The organism is Peribacillus frigoritolerans (assembly GCF_030676415.1).
In the GTDB taxonomy this organism is placed as follows: domain Bacteria; phylum Bacillota; class Bacilli; order Bacillales; family DSM-1321; genus Peribacillus; species Peribacillus frigoritolerans_A.
This window is the reverse complement of record NZ_JAUUTW010000018.1, coordinates 1-19,649: the sequence shown is the minus strand read 5'-3', so window position 1 is coordinate 19,649 and position 19,649 is coordinate 1. Positions and strand designations below refer to the sequence as shown.

Below are 19,649 nucleotides of genomic sequence, written 5' to 3'. Positions count from 1 at the left end.
TGATCAGCTCCCTACTTCTTCTTCTTTTCCGATTGGGATGAATGGGTATCCAATATAACCTTCCCGTACGATTGAATAAAAAGGACCTATTTCAAGACTGGCTCTGCAATGATCACATTCTGCAATCTCTGCTTCTTCTGCGATTTCCGACACTTCGAAACATTTCATGCAATATACGTACCGCCGTTTAGGGCCGATAATCACCGTCTGGATCTCAGCTTCAGAAAGACCAGCTTCCACCCCGAGCGAGAAGATCATTACGGCATTGTTCCAAGCAGCCGCAATATAAAATTGGGTGCCCATCTTTTGTGACAAAATGACTCTCTTAATCTCCTCTTTATCTTCCATTCCATTAATGGAAAGACATTCAACAGGCACTGTTCCTGCGATTTCAGAAGTGAAACTTTTCGCCTTTTCATATCCGGCTTGATCAGAAATGACCACAAACTTTCTTCGTTCATTCCGAGGAGTAAATTTATTTACGATCGTAATGGATTTATCAAACAATACTGGACTATTGTACAAGGCCCTATCCTCCTACTTATTGTTTATCTTCGCTTTTTCGTTTTTCATCAATACGCCTCAAATATTCGACCGATTGCGGAAGAAACGGGGCAATTCCTTTGTATTCAGCCATAGGTTCCGGAATATCCTGCAGTACGCTATATGTCAGATCAAACCACTCCTGACGCAATGTCAAATCCTCCAGAGGCAGGAACTGAGTATTCAATACGAATAGAATGGCGTTGCTTCGTGGCATGCGATAAAATTTTTGTTCTTCCACACGCAAACGAACAAGTTTACCTGCATTTTCCGGTGTTATTTCAGAACGCTGCGGTCCCCATATATCCATCGTTTCATAGTTGACATCCCAACGGTCCGCCATCAGGTTCCAGTTAATGCGTGTCCATGGCTTTCCTGGCTCGATGGATAATAAAAACTTACGAACGCGATCTGCCAGTTCATCACCTTTCCGTGATACAAATGGAACAGGTGCATGGATTTCATCAAAGGACATGCCTTTATTCCAGTTAGCCGAGAAGAGTGCGGCGTATGAAACTTGCCCCACTTCCAAATAGAAATTACTATCGCGATGAACCATTAAAACAAAATCATTATGGAAATGGCGGCCTATATAATCAAGCGGCTCATTTGGAAGCGTGCTGGCATCGCCATACACGAATGAATCGGATTCCCCGAAAATGTGGTTCTTGAAAGTCCAGTTGTCACCATCTTTAATAACCTCGAAATGCTCCGGATAGCGATCAGCTGCCATGTCGATGAGCATTTCCAACACTTCCCATTGCATTTCCATTGTGTGTGAAAAAGATTGAAACCTTATATGCGGCTGTTCTTGAAGGAGACGACGCTTCGTTTCCACTTGGAGTTTGTATTCTGGTGTAACTTCAATACAGTTAACGTTTGAGAGTTTTTTCAAGTCGTTTGAATAACGATAGTTACCTGAAGTGAATGGAAATGGGAATGTATCTAAATCTGTTGTTTTGAAATCTAAACTTTGTGTAAACATTGAACAATCTCCTCTCGTTCCCTAGATTCTTTAAAGTGAGTTTTTTCTATTTAGCTTCCTTTAATTCCACGAATGGACGCTCCATGTCAACTTCAAAACGGAAAATGTATTTAGATGAAACATAGTAGATGACTAAAGCGACAAAGTATGTTGGAATTCCAGCAGCTGTATAAAGGAAAAAGTCACTTGCTTCAAAAGTCAATGGATTATAGAGTGCCCAGTAAACGATCGTTCCGATAACCACCGTGAGAACGGCCGACGGGTTAATGCCTTTCCAATAGGTATAAGAGCCTTGCGTGTCATACAAATCCCTTATTGAAATGCGTTGGCGCTTTACAAAAAAGTAATCTGCAACGACAATGCCGCCAAGAACAGCCATAATAAAAGAAATGACAGCAATGAATGAACCAAAGGCATCGTAGAACGTTGAGCTTAGAAGTAAGAATATAGTCGGTACGGTTGTACCCATCGCAATCATCCATGACTTTTTCGGGAATACAGTTTTAAAGCTGACAGCTTGTGAGTACATAAGGAATATGGCTGCACCGACATTCCCGACCGAAAGTAAAATCAAGCCAATGAAGCCGCCCCAGCTTCCTGCGATGGAAAACATCCAGTCAGAAGGATTAAGAGAACCAGTGACTAATGCAGCAAGGGCCCCAACTAAAGCAGCGATACAGACGATGATTCCATAGCTGTAGAATCCCGCTTTAAATGCTCCTCCTTCTGTTTTAGATAAACGGCTGTATTGGCCAAGGTACGGAAGCCATGAAAAGCCGAGACCGATGTTTAACTCCAGGGCTGTCGTGAATGAACGAGAACTCGTTTCAAATGGCTCAGAAGGAAGTATATGAGCAACTTTCGTGAACCCCTGTCCAAACAAGACTATTGTGAGCAGGCCAAACATGAGAACCATAAAAACCGGAACAGCTACTGCGGTATATTTTTGAATGGCTACCGGTCCCCTCACCGTTACAAGGAATGCACAGATGAAGAGCAAAATCGAGAAAAACGGCGCTCCCGTTGCTTGGCTTGAGAAAATCGCGGGCATGCCCATCCAATTAGCCGCCTCTGCTAACGCCTGGCCGGACATAAAAAGCGCAATGGAAATATAGCCGAGAGTTAAAATAAGAAAAACAAAGAAAAAGATATTCGATCCTAGATACCCAAGTGAACTTCGAAACCCTACAAAGGTGTCTATGCCATAACGCGCAAAATAAAGGGTAATGGGAACTATCAACAGCATAGGGAAGGCATTACCGAATAAAATCGCTGCAAGTGACTGCTTCGCATCAAGCATTGTACCTGTGTATCCACCAGTTAACAGCCCAAAAGATGAGAGGCCAATAACAACCTGAACTAATATTAAATCCCGAAGGTTAAAAATCCGGTCACTTTTACTTGCCGGTAAAAAGCCAAAGGCCACATCCTTTGAAATGGAGGAACTCTCTTTGCTCACACGCTTCTCTCCCAACTATAAAATAATGATTGTATCACTTGGAAATAAGGCTGTTATTGTTCTGGGTGATCTAAACAAAACTACTTTAGACAAGTGTATAGACTAGGTAGACAATGATTAAAATCATGAGAAAAATAGAACCTGTCGCATCCTTCCATTTCATTTTGTCAATTTTCACGGCATCTTCCTGCTCATACGCATTGATCCGCTCATTCAAATCTGAATATAGATTTTTAATAAAGGGATCTTCAGAATTGATATTCTGTTGGAACTGATTCTCTTTATTCAAAATAGCTTCTCCCTCCTTTGCAATCATGCTTTTTAGTCCCTTCTCTTTACTTTATTGCAATAACCATGCCAATCAGAAAACACCATGCTTATAGGGTTTTCAATAGGAAGAATATTCATTTTTGAAACTATTGAACAATTTTGAAACTTCTGTCATATTGAATCTAGGAAGTTAAATGAAAGGCAGGTAGACATAAATGGATCACTTCACCTCTGCACTCTTGTCTATTTACGATCAGCTTATTGTGACAGATAAAAATGGCACCATACTGAAATCGATTGGAACAGGGAATTCCTTATTCCATACAGTCAAATCCGCTAATGTAGGTGGTTCCATCAAGGATGTTGAACAAGATTTATTTTCTATAAGCTTGGCACAAGAGATAATGGGCAAAAATGAAAAAAGATCTTTCATGCAGTCCTCATGGCAGGGGCCAGAGCTGCTGATGACGGCCTATCCGATTGAATCCGGAGCATGGGTCTGGGCTTACAAAGAAATTAAAGACTCTTATCCAGATACACCAAGGGGGCAATCGGGGCCATTATTGGAATCGAAGAAGCCATCTTTTCCATTTGTGATCCGCAGTAAACCGATGCTTGATGTTCTGCATAAAATGCAAATGGTTTGTGATGTCAGCGCAACGGTCCTATTATTGGGGGAATCCGGTGTAGGAAAGGAAATAGCCGCCAGGGCCATACATAATATGGGTAATAGAAGTGACGGTCCATTTATACCTGTCAATTGCGGCGCCATCCCGGAAAACCTGATAGAAAGCGAACTGTTCGGCTATGTAGAAGGGGCTTTTACCAGCGCTCGGAAAGACGGCGCCAAGGGAAAATTCACACTGGCCCATAAAGGTATCTTATTCTTGGATGAAGTGGGCGAGTTACCGCTTAATGTTCAGGTAAAACTGCTTCGCGTCCTTCAGGAGCGCATTGTCACCCCAATTGGAAGCACGGCCTCACACCCTGTTGACATTCAAGTGATTGCCGCAACAAATAAATCGCTCGAAAAAATGGTGAAAAAAGGAGAATTCCGAGAAGACTTATATTATCGTCTTCATGTCGTCCCTATCCATCTTCCGCCGCTTAGGAATCGTGTAGATGAAATCCCTCACCTGGTTCAGTTTTTTTTACAAAAGTACAATGCACTGTACAATCGAAAGGTAGCTTTCACACCGGATGCAATCGACTTGCTATGTATCTATCAATGGCCCGGTAACGTGCGCGAACTTGAAAATACAGTTGAAAGGCTTGTGATTACTAGCGGAATACCGGAAGTGGATGTTGCGTTGGTTAGAGAGGTGCTTCCTTTTAAAGGACCCAACAAACCCACTTCACTCCCTGTCATCGATTTTCTAATGCCTTTGCAGGAAGCAGTCGACCTTGTGGAGGAACAGTTGATTAACATGGCGATGGAACAATACAAATCATTAAAACTAGCGGCAAAGGTATTGGAAGTCAGCCAGCCGACGATGAGCAGGAAATATAAAAAATTACGTAATAAAATTGAAGAGGCAAGCTTTTCACCAGTGGATAAACGGGCCATTTTAGAAGAACAAATAAACCAGCGGCTTCGATCCATTGCCGTTGTAACCGCAGCCATCATCCCAGCTGAGGAGGTTATCAGTCTACAAAAAAATATGAACCGGCAAACTTCCTATTCCCAGAAATTAAAACAAAAACTTACCATGATTCAAGAAAAGGAAGGCGTAATTGAATGGGTCTTTATATTTATCATGACGGATGATGGACGTCTGATTCACCTCGTTGCAGACAAAGGCTTTGTAATTGAACCGGGGGAAGAATATATGGGTCCTCCGGAAATGGTTAATGTTGCTTATCAGGCGTTTAATGGTAAAGCGGGTGTTACTCCCATATACGAAGACAGGTACGGTGAGTGGAAAACAAGCTTTGCGCCAATCATTGATGATGACGGCACTATCGTAGCTATTGTCGGATGTGATTACAGCAAAGCCTATTTCAATTCGGAAATGCAACGTCTCCGTAAGCAACTCAACATACATGTTTGATTTCAGAATGCAGTCATTTTTTCATTATCAGACCGGCTGGAGACTAGGGTAAAAAAAAGAAAAGCTGATTACAGGAGCCGTTTTGAACGGGCTTCTGCAGTCAGCTTTTTCATTATTATCTTACCATATACATCATGAACGTTATGTAGGAATTAGAATGGCATTAACGCCAGCCATTTTTCGGATCCAACTGGTATTCCCAAATTGACCACGTTTATATTGGCAATATTATATGGTGTTCTTCCACTAAATATAAACTGTTAAGAGGATTTGGCAGAGCATATGGATACTCATTGCAATGCTTTTACGGAACAACCCATGACTTATTCCTATTATACAAATGAGTGCTCATAAGCCTTTTTGCCATGAACCCTATATAACTTTCTCTTTATTTTCTCTATTTTTCACCAAAAAATAAGCAGTAATCAAGGCAGTAATAGGAATTATCAGGGCTACACCTGTTCCAGCACAAAATATAGTGATCATTTCAGCACTAAATATTTTTGAGTTTACGATTTCTCCAACAGAATAGGATAAATCTTTAAACCATATAAGCAGTGCCAAATAGCCTCCAAAGAAAGCAAAAAATAGTGTATTCGTAGATGTACCTAAGATATCCCTTCCAATACTTAATCCAAATGTGAATAAATCTTTCTTGCTAATGGATGGATGGTGAAGAAACATTTCTCGCATGGGAGATGAAATGGCCATGGCTGTATCGATAATCGCGCCAATAGTACTCATAATAATTACTGAAGCTCCAATTTTAACAAAATCCACTCCAATATAAAGGGAAAAGATGCTAAGCTCTTCTATTTCTTCTTCACCGAAACCTTGTATCATCGCATTTTCCGTCACAATGACAATAAAAATGAGTACAATAACAATCGTGATAATAGTAGAAATGAATGCTGTTTTTGTTGTACTGTTCACTTCGTTAATAAAAAATAAATTAATATAACTAATCACCGTACATGCAATCAATGTTACGATATACGGATCATTATTTGGATTTGTCATAAAAATGATGGTAAAAAGTAACACACCAAAGTTTAGGAACAAAGCAAAAAATGAACGTGCCCCTTTTTTTCCGCCAATCAAGATCATCAATATTAATAGTATAAACGCTAGCAACACTAATACATTCATTGTCTTTCCCTCTTTCGATTAATGAAAAAAATAGAGACATATAGACCTATCGGAATAGTTAACACGATTCCAATACCACCAGCTAGGGCACGGGCCAATTCCAATGTAAGATTCATGGAAAGGGTAAATCCCAATGCAGAAGCATTTTTCAAATACAAAATAATCATAGGTATGGAGCCACTTATATAGGCAAAAAACAAAATATTTGTCATGGTTCCCATAATGTCTTTTCCAATCTCTAATCCTGAAGTTTTAAGTGCTTTTACTGATATGTGGTTATTCTTTTCATACAACCCAAAAATCGAAGAAGACATGGTAATGGCTATATCCATTACGGCTCCTAAAGATCCGATAAATAACCCGGCCATAAACACCATTTTATAAGGACGAGTGATAAATTGCATTTCTTCATATCGAAGGCCATTTTCGGAAGTTACCCACATAACAAGATAAGTAATGAACAGCGATAAAAAAGTCCCTAACAGTGTCGCAATAATAGCTGCATATGTTTTTTCATTAAAACCGTTAACGAGTAAAAGGGAAAGGACCGTAAATAGAATGATACTTATACTGCATATCAATACCAAACCAATGTCTGATGAATTCAAATAAAAATCTAATGCATATGACAACAATATGGCATTGACTGCCAAACTTATAATTGAAAACAGGCCTTGCTTTTTTCCAACGATAAGTAATGTAAAGATAAAAACCCATGCTACAATCAACACAAATTTATCACGCTTTACGTCTTTTATGGTTCCAGTTAACTCTGAATTTTCTTCTTTCTTTGTATCAATCGAAACAAATAAATCATTTCCCACTCGATATTCTTGATCATAAGCTCCGGATGAGGAATATTCATTCTTTAAATGAATAAGTTTTCCTTTTTCTTCTCCATTTTGTAATTCGGCTATTATACTCTGGGTAAATAGTCGATCTTCATTTTGATACATATCATTCAATTCAGTTGTATTTTCCAGATTTGTTTTGATGACTTTGGCTATTGGAAGTTCATAGAATGAATAATTGTGATTAACAAAGAATAAAGAGGCGACAAAACAAAGTGCTATGACGGCGTACAAAGAAACATGCTTGTAACCCATTTTTTTAAATTTATTTACGAAAACATTCAAAATAAAACCTCCAATTATCGGGTGGGCAAAAAAAGCAGGGCGGAGCCAGAATTGACTCCACCCCGCCTTACTAGTATTTGATTTTTTTATCTTATCATGAATCGATTTAATTTGCGAACAATGTCCGATTAACGTCCTTTACGTCTCCTCCGGTAAAACGGGAAGAAGAAATTGAGGTGACATCTGAGGAAAAACAAGCAGAGATCACTTTGCGGTCATGAAGACAATCTTACCAGTAACAATCCGCTGACTTAATACCCATTCACTCATAAATGGACATAGAATTCCACCAATTTCTACAATTAATATTCACTTATTTTAAAATGATCATACTTATGATACAACTTGATTGATTGAATATTTATCTATTTTAAAATCACCATAATAAAAGATTACATTTCTTTCAACTCACTAAGAAATCCTAAATATTTTTTAAAGTTATTATGATAGTCATAGTCGCTCATTTCCAATTTATCTGTTATTATTAATTGTTTCTCTAAGCAATTTGGACAAACTGGTTTTTCACTAATATCACTATATAAATCAACTATAAAGTCTGCTAATACTATTTCTTTCTCACATTTCTCGCAATGAATTTCGTAGCCCCAAAATACTTTTCCCTCATTAATTTTCAAATTAGGACGATAGCCATTATAAATAATCTCCTTCAACTGCTTAATTGCATGGCTTAGAGCAACTATATTTTCTTCTATTTTTAATTCTATGCCTTTAAAAGAAAACCAACCATTTGGATTACTATTAATCCCCTGGGTTAAACCTATTCCTATTGGTCCGTATGAAAATTTAGCTCCTAATGTTCTACGATGCACAAATTCATTTCTTATACTAATGAACTCTTTTACCGGTTCAGAGTAGTATAAGTCAAATATGTGTTTAAACTTTTCATTATTAGAATATGTTTTTTTCATTTTTTTATGGAAACTGTTACTTTTTGATTTACTCGATAAATTAAATAATTTAATTCTTTTCTTCAACTTATTTTTTCTTTCTTCTGATATTTCTATTGAGTATTCTTGAAAAACAGGCTCTATTTTTCCACCAGATTCTTTAAATTTAACCTCATATTTACTACTTTCCATAATTTTATTTAATAAATCTCTTCCTACCACCATATCTAAATTAAGATATGCGTTAACTAATATAAAAAGATATTCCCAACAACTACAAATTCTTATTACAACATTCTCTAAATGATAAGCATTAATTTTACTATTATTATTTTTTTCATATTTTGATAAAAATATAGCTGCAAATATACATACATCATTATTATAATAATTTTCAATTTCAATTATTAAAGGAGAAACTGAAAGAGAACTCAACAAATCAGAATTGTAATTTTTTCGAAATTCAACAATAAAATCATTACGCATTCTATTTAAAATTTCCTCGGTGTATTGTTGTGTGTCTTTATTATGTTCAAATCCGTCTAATTCTAACAAATCATATATTTTTTTATTCATTTAATCCCTCCTAGTTTTTAATTATAATTAAAAACAGCCCAACGAAAATCAGTCAGACTGTTCACTTTCCAGCTATTTAATTCAATGTATACATGTATCGTTACTTAAAATAAAAAATCCTCATTTACTTATGATCAACTTCACCGTACCTCACTGAACTGCGTTTTTTACTCCAATTTACTTTTTTAACACAGTACTTCAACGTTAAATCCTCCAGGTGCTTCTACATAGAAAGTATACCTGTGTAAATGTTTTGGAGGTTTTACCATGAATCCATCATCTTTCAACCGCTGATTGATCCTGTTAACCTGTTCTTCATTTTCTTGTATGAAACCAACATGAAATGTCTTGGGGTATTGTACATCGCTTCCTTTCATTAGTGTCAAGATCGATCCATCATCATCTTTCATGGCAGCAAACCCATCTCCTCGACTTCCTGCACATGACAATCCAAAGTATCTTTCTAAAAACTCCCGCGTAGCTGTTACATCATTAACTGTTAAATTTATGTGATTGATCTTCATTACTTCCCCCAATATTAATATTATTGTTTTCTTTTCCCTCTCTCGGTTTTCCTCATGCTTCACTGCCCTTAGCAGCATAAGAAAAGAGCGATCCTGCTTAAGTAAGAATCGCATTTGTTAAGTACATATGACCGGAGTTGTTAAATAGCACCTAAACCTTATTACCCCATCTATTGAAGCTTTTCAGAAGGTCGTCGAGGCGGTAAAATTGTGAGGAACATCCTTGGACTACACCCATTTCCATTACTTGCCGAAGTCCCTCGACTGAAGCGAATCGAGAACGCATGATAAGTTTTGTCTTATCTTCGTGTTCAACAAACGTCATCGTAACCAGTTTAACTGGCATACCTTCGGCTGCGTTGCCTTCTTCATCTGCAAACATATCCGTGAATACAATCTTCTCCGGTACGATTATTTCTTGATAAACAGCTTTACCCCAAGATTCTTGGCCATAGAATTCACCTTGGTTTTCATCTGTGCAACGCATGCAATAATGCCATACGCCGTTAGACTTAAAATTAAACTCCCGATTTTCCGTTTGCCATCCACTCGGCCCCCACCAGCTAGCCAAGCGCTCCGAATTCGAAAACGCTTTAAAAACAAGGTCCCGCGGCCCGTCAAATATACGCTCCATGACGAGATCCCGCCCCTCTACGCTCGTTGTGATGTTGTTAGTCACTTTGTTATCAGACATGTTAATTCCTCCTTCCTATTTTTGTAATAAGATATTCCTTCTATTTCGTCATAATGTCAGTATTTTCCTTCCTATTCAGTAAATCATTATCCAAGTGACCTCAACTACAAGATAAAAAAGGTCAACCAGTAAAAACTGGCTAACCTTAATACGAACGGGCAATCGATATCGATTAAGTTGTAAGAGCATGAGGGAAAACCTAGTCTTAATCCTGGTTCGGGATGAGACCATTTCAATTGATGGTACCTCCAGACTGTCGACAAATTAGAAGAAGTTCCAGTTGATTGAAGAAATCCGCTCCCTTTCCGCCGACTGTCTTCCAAGCCGCATCAAAGCAAGCGTCTCCGGGGTCTTGGCTAGCCAGTTATTCGGCAGGAGTGTCGCAAATTTCTTCAATTTAATAAGGGTTTAATATTTAACAGTAATATTAACTCGATTACAATATTTTTTCATTTTCAAAGTTAGTGTTTGACTCTACTTTCTTAGCCAATTTAAATTTATAGAATAATATACAGGCTACCAAAAATCCTATCCCATAAAACAGTCCAACTCGTTGAGTAGGGTCAAAGGCAAGGAATACTAGAATCAGCAAACAAAAGCCTATACAAAACAACGGGACAAATGGGTAAAATGGTACTATGTATTGTAAATCTTCCGTTTTACCACCCGCTTTTATAAATTTCCTTCTAAACATATATTGCGATAAAGCAATTCCCATCCATGAAATCGTGACGGAAATACCCGCTATGGACATTAGAATCACGAACACAGTATCAGCAGCAATGAAGCTAGTCAATAACGATAGAAGCGAAAAGCATATCGTAAAAAGAAGGGCATTCAATGGCACTTTCCTTTTGGACAATAGACCAAACACCTTAGGTGCCATTCCATCGTGAGCCATCGACCAAAGCAAGCGTGTAGATGCATAAAGACATGAATTCCCCACAGAAAGAATGGCTGTCAAAATAATGAAATTCATGATACCTGCTGCATAAGGAATCCCCGCTATCTTCATCAGAGTCACAAAAGGACTTTCCAATAAGCCTAATTCCGAAGAAGGAAATATGGCGGAAAGGATGATAATGGACGAAATGTAAAAAACAATGATTCTAAATAGTACGTTTCGAATGGCTTTAGGGATGTTCTCTTCAGGTTTTTCACTTTCCCCAGCCGCTATTCCTATTAGTTCTGAGCCTTGATAAGAAAATATTACATTCATCATTGTCACAAAGATAATTGTAATGCCACCTGCTGGAAAAAGACCAGAAGGAGCCAAATTCTCAAAGAATGGGGTTGGACGATCAGATAAAGAGACAAAACCAAAGATGCCAGCGATTCCAATCAAGATAAACAAAATCACTGCAACGATTTTTATTCCAGCGAACCAATATTCCGCCTCAGCAAAACCTCTTGTCGTTAATGCATTCAATGTAAATAAAAGTACTATGAACACAGCACACCAAATCCAGGTAGGACTATGGGGGAACCATTGTTTCATCAATATTCCTGCTGCCGTGAACTCAACTCCTGCAGTTGCAGCTGAACCTACGAAATACATCCATCCTAGAGAGAAACCAGCGGAAGGCCCAATATATTCGGCAGCATATTTTTGGAATGAACCTGTTACCGGCATATGAACCGCTAGCTCGCCAAGGCAGACCATGACCATATACAAAATAAGACCGCCGGCTAGATAACCGATAAGGGCTCCTCCTGCCCCTGCTTGGTTGATTGTATAGCCTGCATTTAAAAAAAGGCCTGTACCAATTACGCCGCCAAGTGAAAGCATAAATAAATGGCGTCTTTTCATTGAGCGTTGCAGCTGATCATTATTCTCCAGTCCATACCCCATATAATCACGTCCTTATCTTATCTATTAACCTATGCCTTCTCCCAAACCATCTTAGAACCTCAATGACAGACAACTAAGGCCGCCATCTTGTTTTTGAAATTCAGACATTTCCACTTCAATCACTGTGTATCCCAAATCTTCAATTTTTTTCTTTGTACCCTCAAATCCTTTTGGGACAATAACAGAGTCGTTCATTCTGACACAGTTACCCGAATATTCTTCTTCCTCTTTTACGGTTATTTGATTAAAGCTAGAAAAAGCCTCGTGATTAATGAATTCCCCGGCCACTAATAAATTATTGTCTCCTAGGTAATTGACACCCGTTTTTAAATGAAAGAATTTCTTAAGGGGAATGATGGTCGTATCATAACCATACTTACCCATGATATCTTTGAACTGCAGAGCACCTGCTTCATTCGTTCTGGTTGAAAGGCCAACATAGAAGTGATCTTCAACTTGCATTACATCTCCGCCATCTAACATACCTGGAGATTGAATATATTCGATTGTGTCATAGAAGTCCTTTAAAACTTCTTTCATTTCGATAATCTCACCATTCCGGCTATCTGCACCAGGATTGGTTACAAGCGCACATTTTGGGGTCAACACGGCAGTATCTTCTACAAACGTAGAATCAGGGTATCTTTCATCCGATTCGAGAACGGTCACGTTCACACCGCAGCGTTTTAATGCTTCTATATAAGCCTCGTGTTGCACAAGCGCTTTTTCATAATCCGGGTTTCCTAAATCCGATGTTGTTAAGCCATTTACAAAACTCTTTCCAATCTTTCTTACAATCGCGTGGTTAAACATATATATTCCTCCTAAATAGGTAGTTTATCTTTTTAAAATGTGGGAAATTAATTTTGAACCTGCCGTACTTTAAATGAAGTTTCTATTATTCCAGAAGCGGAAACCATAGAAATATTGTCATGAAAGGGAGAAGAGACAAAAACTATAACGGTTATCTCTTCCAGCCCAATGCTTTCTCAATTATTTTGATGACCGCATAATTTATCCGCTATTCCTACAAAATACCTTACACCATACCCTAAAGCCTTCTCATCAATTTTAAATTTAGGATGGTGTAAAGGGTAAGCTTTTCCAAACTCCTTATTATGGACACCTATGAACTGCATGGAAGATGGAACGATTTCGGAAAAAGCCGAAAAATCTTCTGTTCCAAACATAGGATCATCAACCTGGATGATATTATTTTCTTCAAAAATACCTTCCATGACCGTTCTTGAAATATCAACAGCCTCTTTATCATTTACCACTGCTGGATACCCTAAATACCAAGTAATTTCACATTTTGCCCCATGCGCTTCTGAAATCCCCTTAACGACTTGCTCTAAATACTCCCTTGCTTTCACTCGGCTATCAGAGTCTAAGGAACGAATGGTACCGCCAATTTCTGCATATTCAGGTATGACATTGAGCGCACTTCCGGAATGGAACTGAGTGACTGAAATCACAGGTGTCCTAAGAGCTGAAATTTTTCTGGAAACGATATGTTGAATATTCGTGGTAATTTCCGCACCAATGATTAGCGGATCTACCGTTAATTCCGGAGTCGACGCATGACCGCCCTGACCAATAATTTTAATTTCAAAATCATCGGCTGCTGCACAGAATACCCCTTCCCGTAAACATATGGTTCCTGTTCGTTCATAAGGAGTAACATGCAGTGCAAATGCGTAATCCACTCCTTCCATGACCCCTTTTTTCACCAATTCCTGAGCTCCTCCTGGCAGAACCTCTTCGGCGTGTTGGAAAATGAACCTAATTTCTCCATCAATCGCATCTTTTTTCCCAGAGAGAACTTTAGCAGCACCTAATAACATCGCAGCATGTGCATCATGTCCGCATGCATGCATAACCCCAGGATTTTTTGACTTATAATCAATTTCTGCTTCTTCCTCAATCGGGAGTGCATCAATATCGGCACGAAAGGTGATGGTTTTCGATTTTCGGGCAGATTTTTTAGCTCCTTTTAGAACCGCTAAAACGCTCGTTTCGGTAGGTCTCGTCACTTCTAATCCTGTAAATGTTTTTAATTTCCTATAGATGAATTCAGAAGTCTGGTGCTCCTGATATGAGAGCTCCGGATTTTCGTGAAAATGACGTCTCCATGAAATCACTTCATCCACAACTGTCTCCTGTATTGTCTTCATCATAAATGCCTCCTCGATCACTTAGTGCCAATATTCAGACTTTTTAGATCTTTAAAAAGGGCCATACTGTATGCTTTGAGCAATGATCAAAAAGATTATCGCTACGGCAACCTGAATCAAAAGATATGGAAACACCCATTTTACCCATTTCGTAAATGATATGCCTGCCACTGCCAGTCCAGCCAATAGCACTCCAGAAGTCGGAAATATCATATTCGAAATCCCATCCCCTAATTGGAAAGCTAACACTGCCGTTTGTCTTGTCACACCCATTAAATCCGCTAATGGGGCCATAATCGGCATCGTCAATGCTGCTTGTCCGCTTCCGGATGGAACAATGAAGTTAAGGAATAATTGGACAATGAACATTCCGATTGCATTTATGGCGGGAGGAAGCTGCTCAACCAATCCTGCAGCATAATATAAAATAGTATCCAGCAATCCGCCACTTGTAATGATGACTAAGATTGTCTGCGCAACTCCTATTATCAATGCCCCGGAAACCATATCGCCTGCTCCTGAAATAAAACCATTAGCCATCCTGGATGGAGTTAAGCCTCCAATTAGGCCCATTATGATCCCGCTTAATAAAAACAAGCCGCCAATTTCACTTATATACCATCCTAATTTAATAACTCCATAGACTAATAGGATGAAATTCACCAATAAAATAATTAAAGCAGCGCTATGTCTTTTACTCATCCTAAAGTTTTTATCAAGATATGCATGCTCTTCACGCCTGAACTTCCCATATTCACCCAGTTCAGGGTTTCTTTTCACCTTCATTGCATGGAAATAGATGTACAATACTGTAACGATATAAAACACTGCAAGAAGAGCGATTCTCAATCCCATTCCCGAATACATGGGCAGTTCTGCAATGCTTTGGGCAACTCCTATATTAAAAGGGTTCGTAATGCCCGAAATGAACCCAGTCGCCAATGTTCCAAGGATGACGATCGCAAAACCTGTAAGTGCATCAAAGCCTAATGCAATCGTCATCGGAACAATGATGGCGATATAAACTAATGCATCTTCAGCAGAGCCGATCAGTGTCCCTAATGATGCGAAGATCAATACCATCAACGGAATAAGCAATTTCTCTTTTGTTCCGAATCGGACAGCCACAAACTTAATGAAAGAATCCAGTGCTCCTGTTGCCTGCATGATTCCCAGTGCTCCGCCAAACAAAAAGACGAACAAGATAATTGACGCTCCTTCAATCATCCCTGCGTGAATACTGCTGAACATTTCCAATAATCCCACTGGTGTTGATTCAACGAATTCAAAAGAAGTGGGATCGACTACACTTCGGCCATCCTTTTCAATTCTTTCATATTGGCCTGCGGGTAAGATATAGGTTAAAACCGTCACTATCACAATTACGATAAACATTAAAACAAAAGGATTAATCCCTTTTTCCGGTAACTCCGTTAGTTGGTTAAGTGGCTTATTATTCTGATTGAGCGGCTCGGAAGTGATTTGACCATTAGGCAGGTCATTCATATGAATACCCCCAGTTAAAGTTTAATACTTTTAATCCAGTTTTCCTGTCGGAAGGGGTAAATCCCCTCCATCACTTCTCAACCAAACACTTGAACATACTCTTTATTAACTTCTCCAGCATAACGGGCGTATGGACGAAGGCGCTATCGATGTGGAGGCGCTCAGTACGCTGGTGGGCATCCTTACCGAACGGACCCACATTAAGTACCGGTGCCTGAAGTTTCTGCATATCAGCAAAAGGAATGCTGTAAGTATCACCCCAGACTGGTGTATTTTTTTCAAAAGCCGTCCAGCCATCAGACTCATCACTATATTGAACATAGCTTAAATCGCAAAGGCCATTAAAATAATGAATTTGGCTGACTTCTTCATCAAGCATACTGGCAGTTTCCTTCATTAATTTCACAGATTCCATGATAAGCGGATCATCGGACGTATTGACGGCTGGATAATATGGCGGTGCGAACAGCAATACAATGGCGGGTGAAAGCTCCTGACATTGTATCATCAATTTTTCCGCGATCCGCACTGATTTTTCCCGCTCATCCATATCCATATTTTCTTTAACTTCACTCTTTATTTGCGCAACAAAACTCCCGCCAAATTTGCCCTCGGCATATGAAAGTAACTTTTCGTAGCGCAATACTTGCACTTCACCTACACCTTCAATTTGTTCACGCAGACAAAGCTCTTTATAAGATTCATTGCATTTCATCGCTGCTTCGTTTGCAACCTGCTCGAATAGATCCATTATTTCTGCAGCTGTTCTTTTCATAATGAACACATTATAAAGCGCGGCTGCCCGATAAGGTGTCTGTGTTGAATATTGTAGTTTCAGATCTTTTTGCTGAAGCGATACTGGTAAAGGTGTTTCCTCGCCAAGATCACTTTCCAGAAAAAGAGTGTTCCACTCCATGAGCTGCGTAAGGAACGAGGCTATATAGTTAGCCGTTATACCCTTTAATGGCTCACCTACATGAGTTTCTTTCCCATAAAAAAGGGCAGCGGGCATGATTTTCCCCAAAGTTCCAGAATAAATATAATGTCTATTATCACCAGGTTTCTGTGAAAAGGACGGTTCACTATTAAAAAACATTTTATAGGAAAGGTCATATTTATCACGTAAAGTCACAAGTTCTTTAACTGCAGCCCTCATTCCCGCAGAATTCACTTCCTCATCAGGAACCGTTAACAGCAGGAGATTGATCGGCCATTGTTCGATGCTTGCCTTTTCGACGATAGCCATATGAAGGGCAAGCCCCATTTTCATATCCATCGTTCCTCTACCAAACAAGTACTTTCCTGATTCAAGATCAATGCGCGCTTCTTCCGGTAGATCATCTTTCCGGTCATGAAGTTTTTTAGTGAGCTCCTCCGGTTTAAATGCAAGAGTCTCAAGATCACCGTATTCTTCAGTATGAACCGTATCAAAATGGCTAATTAATACAACGGTCTCCTTGCTATCGGGATGTTTATAAAAGGCATTGACAAAATTCCTCCCTAAATCAGCTTCGTGAAGCGATAAGTCCTCCGGATTCCTTTTAAAATATTCAAGCTCCCTCAATTTCTCTTGCACCTTATAAGGAAATATGCGTTCCCCCGCTGTAAGAGTACGGCTTTCCCAGCTAACAAGTTCACATAACAAAGCACGGAGCGTATCTGGAGTACCCCATAATAATTGACTCATTGAAATCCCCTTTCCGATTTTCATCAAATATAAGAGTAATAGTTAGGAAGAAGCATGTATCGAAAATTTCTGCTATTTAAAACCGCAGTGACAAACAGCTCAATCCACCCTCCCGCTTTTGAAACTCAGACATTTCAAAGCTCGATCGTTTTATATCCAGCTTCATTCAATAGATATTTGTACGCACCACCGGGCAGGTTAAACAAGTTGGACCTCCAGTGCCTTTGTAACTGATTTCAGTTCCTTTATATTCATGAACTGTTGCACCGGCATCAAGAAGCTTTTGCTTTGTGTAAGCGTTACCAGAAGATATCAAGCAAACCCGCGGAGCAATGGCAAGTACATTACAGCCTAAGGTCAAGTACTCATCAACCGGCACTTCGATAAGCTGAATACCTCGTTCAATAAGCAGTTTTCTGAAAAAGACAGGCATAAGGCGGGAATGAACTACTGCTAAATCATGGTCGACCATGCTGATGAAGGACATAAGATGGAGACACTCTGCCTCTCCTTGATCATGCGGAAGCTGAACTACGATGAATTCATCCACAAGATGTGCGGTCATTTCCTTTAATTGCCGAATGGCTTCAGCGTTTGTACGATAACCATGTCCGACAACTAGGGTCTTATCATCAAGCCAAACGATATCGCCGCCATCCGCGACCGCATCACCCGTTAAATACCCAATAATCGGGATGTTCTTTTCTATACAATATTCCTTGTAAACATTAGCTTCAGGCTGCCTCAATTCTTTCCCGGACTTTAAAATAATGGCCCCTTGGCTCGTGAATTTGACCGGGTCATGCGCATATAAGGAGTCAATGCCGACTACCGAAGATGCTGGCAAATAATCGATGTTTGGAACATATTTCTCCAAAATGGAAATAAAGTCACCATACTCTGTCAGTGCTTCATTGAAATCTGGTTCTTCCAGAAAGTTGAAGTTCCGCCATGCTTGGCTTAAATGCTCTTGACTAATAAAAGCTTCGTTCGGATGTTTTACAATAACACGTTCCAATGGTTTGTACATGGACGAACAATATGTCACTGCCTCCCCCTCCTTTTCCGCATAGTGGAAAACGTTTCCGCTAATAGGAATTTTTCTTTTATTATAAAATTAGTTTTGGTATAATGTCAATATGTTTTAAATATTCAAATAAATAAGCTTTTTATTTAACCTGGAATGAAAGATAGGTGGTTTGTTTATGCAATCGATCGACCGTGCCATGAACGTTATAAAGGTGCTGGTTTCCAATTCATCGGAAAACTGGCTGTCAATTACGGAACTTTCTCAAGAATGTGATCTTCCTGTCAGCTCCATGCATCGTTTGTTAAAAGCGATGTCCTTGCATGGATTAATCCAACAGGATGGTCAATCCAAACAATATGGTTTGGGGAATATTTGGCTCGAATATGGTTTACGTATGTATGACAAAATGGATTATATCAGCCAAATAAGGCCTGAACTGGAAAGGCTGATGAACAAAGTGGAGGAAAGCGTCTATCTAAGCCAGCCAATAGGAATGGAATCACTCGTTATCGAACGAATCGACAGTGAAAAAAGCCAAATCCGGGTTTATGACCAGCTTGGCTCACGAGTACCTATGAATATCGGGGCTGCCAATAAAGCAATGCTCGCCTATATGCCATATGATCAAGCGAAAAAAATCGTGGATGCTCTTCTGCCAATTCAAGAAAGAGCAGCTTTTTGGGATATATTGCAGGATACTAAAATGAAGGGGCATGGAATCAGTCACAGTGAAAGAACAGAGGGAACATGTTCTGTTGCCGTGCCGATATTGAACCATTTTGGGGAAGTTCACGGGGCGGTGAGCATTGGTTTTGTCAGTTTTAACCTGACAGATGAAAGACTTGATTTCCTCATTAAGAATGTAATGGAAACTGGTAATCGGGTTTCTACAAAATTGGGGTATAGGGGAACATGAATAAGAGAGCAATGGAGGATTATCGGATAAGCCAAAAAAGAAGATGAATCATTTCATCTTCTCAGTTTGTAGACAAAAGGGGTTCGGAATTAAAAAATTCCGAACCCCTTTTGAAATTCCCTTTTAAATTTTGACCAAAGGTTAAGAGATTTGGGCTCTTCGAGCCACTATGTTAAGCCATTTTAG

Annotated in this window: 17 protein-coding genes and 1 pseudogene; 2 read left to right on the top strand and 16 right to left on the bottom strand. The window is 39.2% G+C overall.

Annotated elements, in window-relative coordinates:
- Positions 1–3: 3 nt before the first annotated feature.
- The 4 genes from Q8G36_RS17125 to Q8G36_RS17110 all read right to left on the bottom strand — a co-directional run bounded on the left by Q8G36_RS17125 (position 4) and on the right by Q8G36_RS17110 (position 3,276).
- Complete coding sequence (locus Q8G36_RS17125; RefSeq protein ID WP_305161108.1) at positions 4–525, bottom strand: hypothetical protein; 522 nt, start codon at positions 523–525, stop codon at positions 4–6.
- 16 nt (positions 526–541) lie between these two features.
- A complete protein-coding gene (locus tag Q8G36_RS17120; RefSeq protein ID WP_305161107.1) occupies positions 542–1,528 on the bottom strand; it encodes a heme-dependent oxidative N-demethylase family protein in 987 nt (328 codons plus the stop codon).
- Positions 1,529–1,574: 46 nt separating this feature from the next.
- A complete protein-coding gene (locus Q8G36_RS17115) occupies positions 1,575–2,987 on the bottom strand; it encodes a purine-cytosine permease family protein (protein WP_305161106.1) in 1,413 nt (470 codons plus the stop codon).
- 85 nt (positions 2,988–3,072) lie between these two features.
- On the bottom strand, positions 3,073–3,276 hold the full coding sequence (locus tag Q8G36_RS17110; protein ID WP_305161105.1) for a hypothetical protein: 204 nt from the start codon (positions 3,274–3,276) through the stop codon (positions 3,073–3,075).
- A 196-nt stretch (positions 3,277–3,472) separates the two neighbouring features.
- On the opposite strand from Q8G36_RS17110, the gene Q8G36_RS17105 reads away from it, so the two are divergent.
- Complete coding sequence (locus Q8G36_RS17105) at positions 3,473–5,308, top strand: sigma-54 interaction domain-containing protein (RefSeq protein WP_305161104.1); 1,836 nt, start codon at positions 3,473–3,475, stop codon at positions 5,306–5,308.
- A gap of 372 nt (positions 5,309–5,680) precedes the next feature.
- Here Q8G36_RS17105 and Q8G36_RS17100 read toward each other — a convergent pair whose 3' ends face one another.
- The 12 genes and pseudogenes from Q8G36_RS17100 to Q8G36_RS17050 form a co-directional block, all read right to left on the bottom strand.
- Positions 5,681–6,457, bottom strand: coding sequence for a YibE/F family protein (locus tag Q8G36_RS17100; RefSeq protein ID WP_305161103.1), 777 nt, complete (start codon positions 6,455–6,457; stop codon positions 5,681–5,683).
- Positions 6,454–7,593 carry a YibE/F family protein gene (locus tag Q8G36_RS17095; protein ID WP_370694077.1) on the bottom strand — a complete coding sequence of 380 codons (1,140 nt, stop codon included), beginning with the start codon at positions 7,591–7,593 and terminating at the stop codon, positions 6,454–6,456. The genes Q8G36_RS17100 and Q8G36_RS17095 overlap by 4 nt, the downstream gene beginning before the upstream one ends.
- 392 nt (positions 7,594–7,985) lie before the next feature.
- Complete coding sequence (locus Q8G36_RS17090) at positions 7,986–9,077, bottom strand: hypothetical protein (protein WP_305161102.1); 1,092 nt, start codon at positions 9,075–9,077, stop codon at positions 7,986–7,988.
- A 185-nt stretch (positions 9,078–9,262) separates the two neighbouring features.
- Positions 9,263–9,601 (bottom strand): VOC family protein, encoded by a 339-nt coding sequence (locus Q8G36_RS17085; RefSeq protein WP_305161101.1) that lies wholly within the window; start codon positions 9,599–9,601, stop codon positions 9,263–9,265.
- A gap of 151 nt (positions 9,602–9,752) precedes the next feature.
- A complete protein-coding gene (locus tag Q8G36_RS17080; RefSeq protein ID WP_305161100.1) occupies positions 9,753–10,295 on the bottom strand; it encodes an SRPBCC family protein in 543 nt (180 codons plus the stop codon).
- 436 nt (positions 10,296–10,731) lie between these two features.
- Entirely contained in the window at positions 10,732–12,147 is a 1,416-nt protein-coding gene (locus Q8G36_RS17075; RefSeq protein ID WP_305161099.1) for an amino acid permease, read from the bottom strand.
- A gap of 51 nt (positions 12,148–12,198) precedes the next feature.
- Positions 12,199–12,960 (bottom strand): dimethylarginine dimethylaminohydrolase family protein, encoded by a 762-nt coding sequence (locus tag Q8G36_RS17070; RefSeq protein ID WP_305161098.1) that lies wholly within the window; start codon positions 12,958–12,960, stop codon positions 12,199–12,201.
- Positions 12,961–13,136: 176 nt separating this feature from the next.
- Complete coding sequence (locus tag Q8G36_RS17065; RefSeq protein ID WP_336622972.1) at positions 13,137–14,324, bottom strand: amidohydrolase; 1,188 nt, start codon at positions 14,322–14,324, stop codon at positions 13,137–13,139.
- A 51-nt stretch (positions 14,325–14,375) separates the two neighbouring features.
- On the bottom strand, positions 14,376–15,719 hold the full coding sequence (locus Q8G36_RS17060; RefSeq protein WP_370694080.1) for a YfcC family protein: 1,344 nt from the start codon (positions 15,717–15,719) through the stop codon (positions 14,376–14,378).
- Between the two features lie 181 nt (positions 15,720–15,900).
- Complete coding sequence (locus tag Q8G36_RS17055) at positions 15,901–17,517, bottom strand: M20/M25/M40 family metallo-hydrolase (protein WP_305161095.1); 1,617 nt, start codon at positions 17,515–17,517, stop codon at positions 15,901–15,903.
- A 76-nt stretch (positions 17,518–17,593) separates the two neighbouring features.
- Positions 17,594–17,681, bottom strand: a pseudogene (locus Q8G36_RS29325) (N(G),N(G)-dimethylarginine dimethylaminohydrolase); the annotation flags it as partial.
- A gap of 2 nt (positions 17,682–17,683) precedes the next feature.
- Positions 17,684–18,547 carry a dimethylarginine dimethylaminohydrolase family protein gene (locus tag Q8G36_RS17050; protein WP_305161178.1) on the bottom strand — a complete coding sequence of 288 codons (864 nt, stop codon included), beginning with the start codon at positions 18,545–18,547 and terminating at the stop codon, positions 17,684–17,686.
- Between the two features lie 175 nt (positions 18,548–18,722).
- On the opposite strand from Q8G36_RS17050, the gene Q8G36_RS17045 reads away from it, so the two are divergent.
- A complete protein-coding gene (locus tag Q8G36_RS17045; protein WP_305161094.1) occupies positions 18,723–19,463 on the top strand; it encodes an IclR family transcriptional regulator in 741 nt (246 codons plus the stop codon).
- The last annotated feature ends 186 nt before the right edge of the window (positions 19,464–19,649 follow it).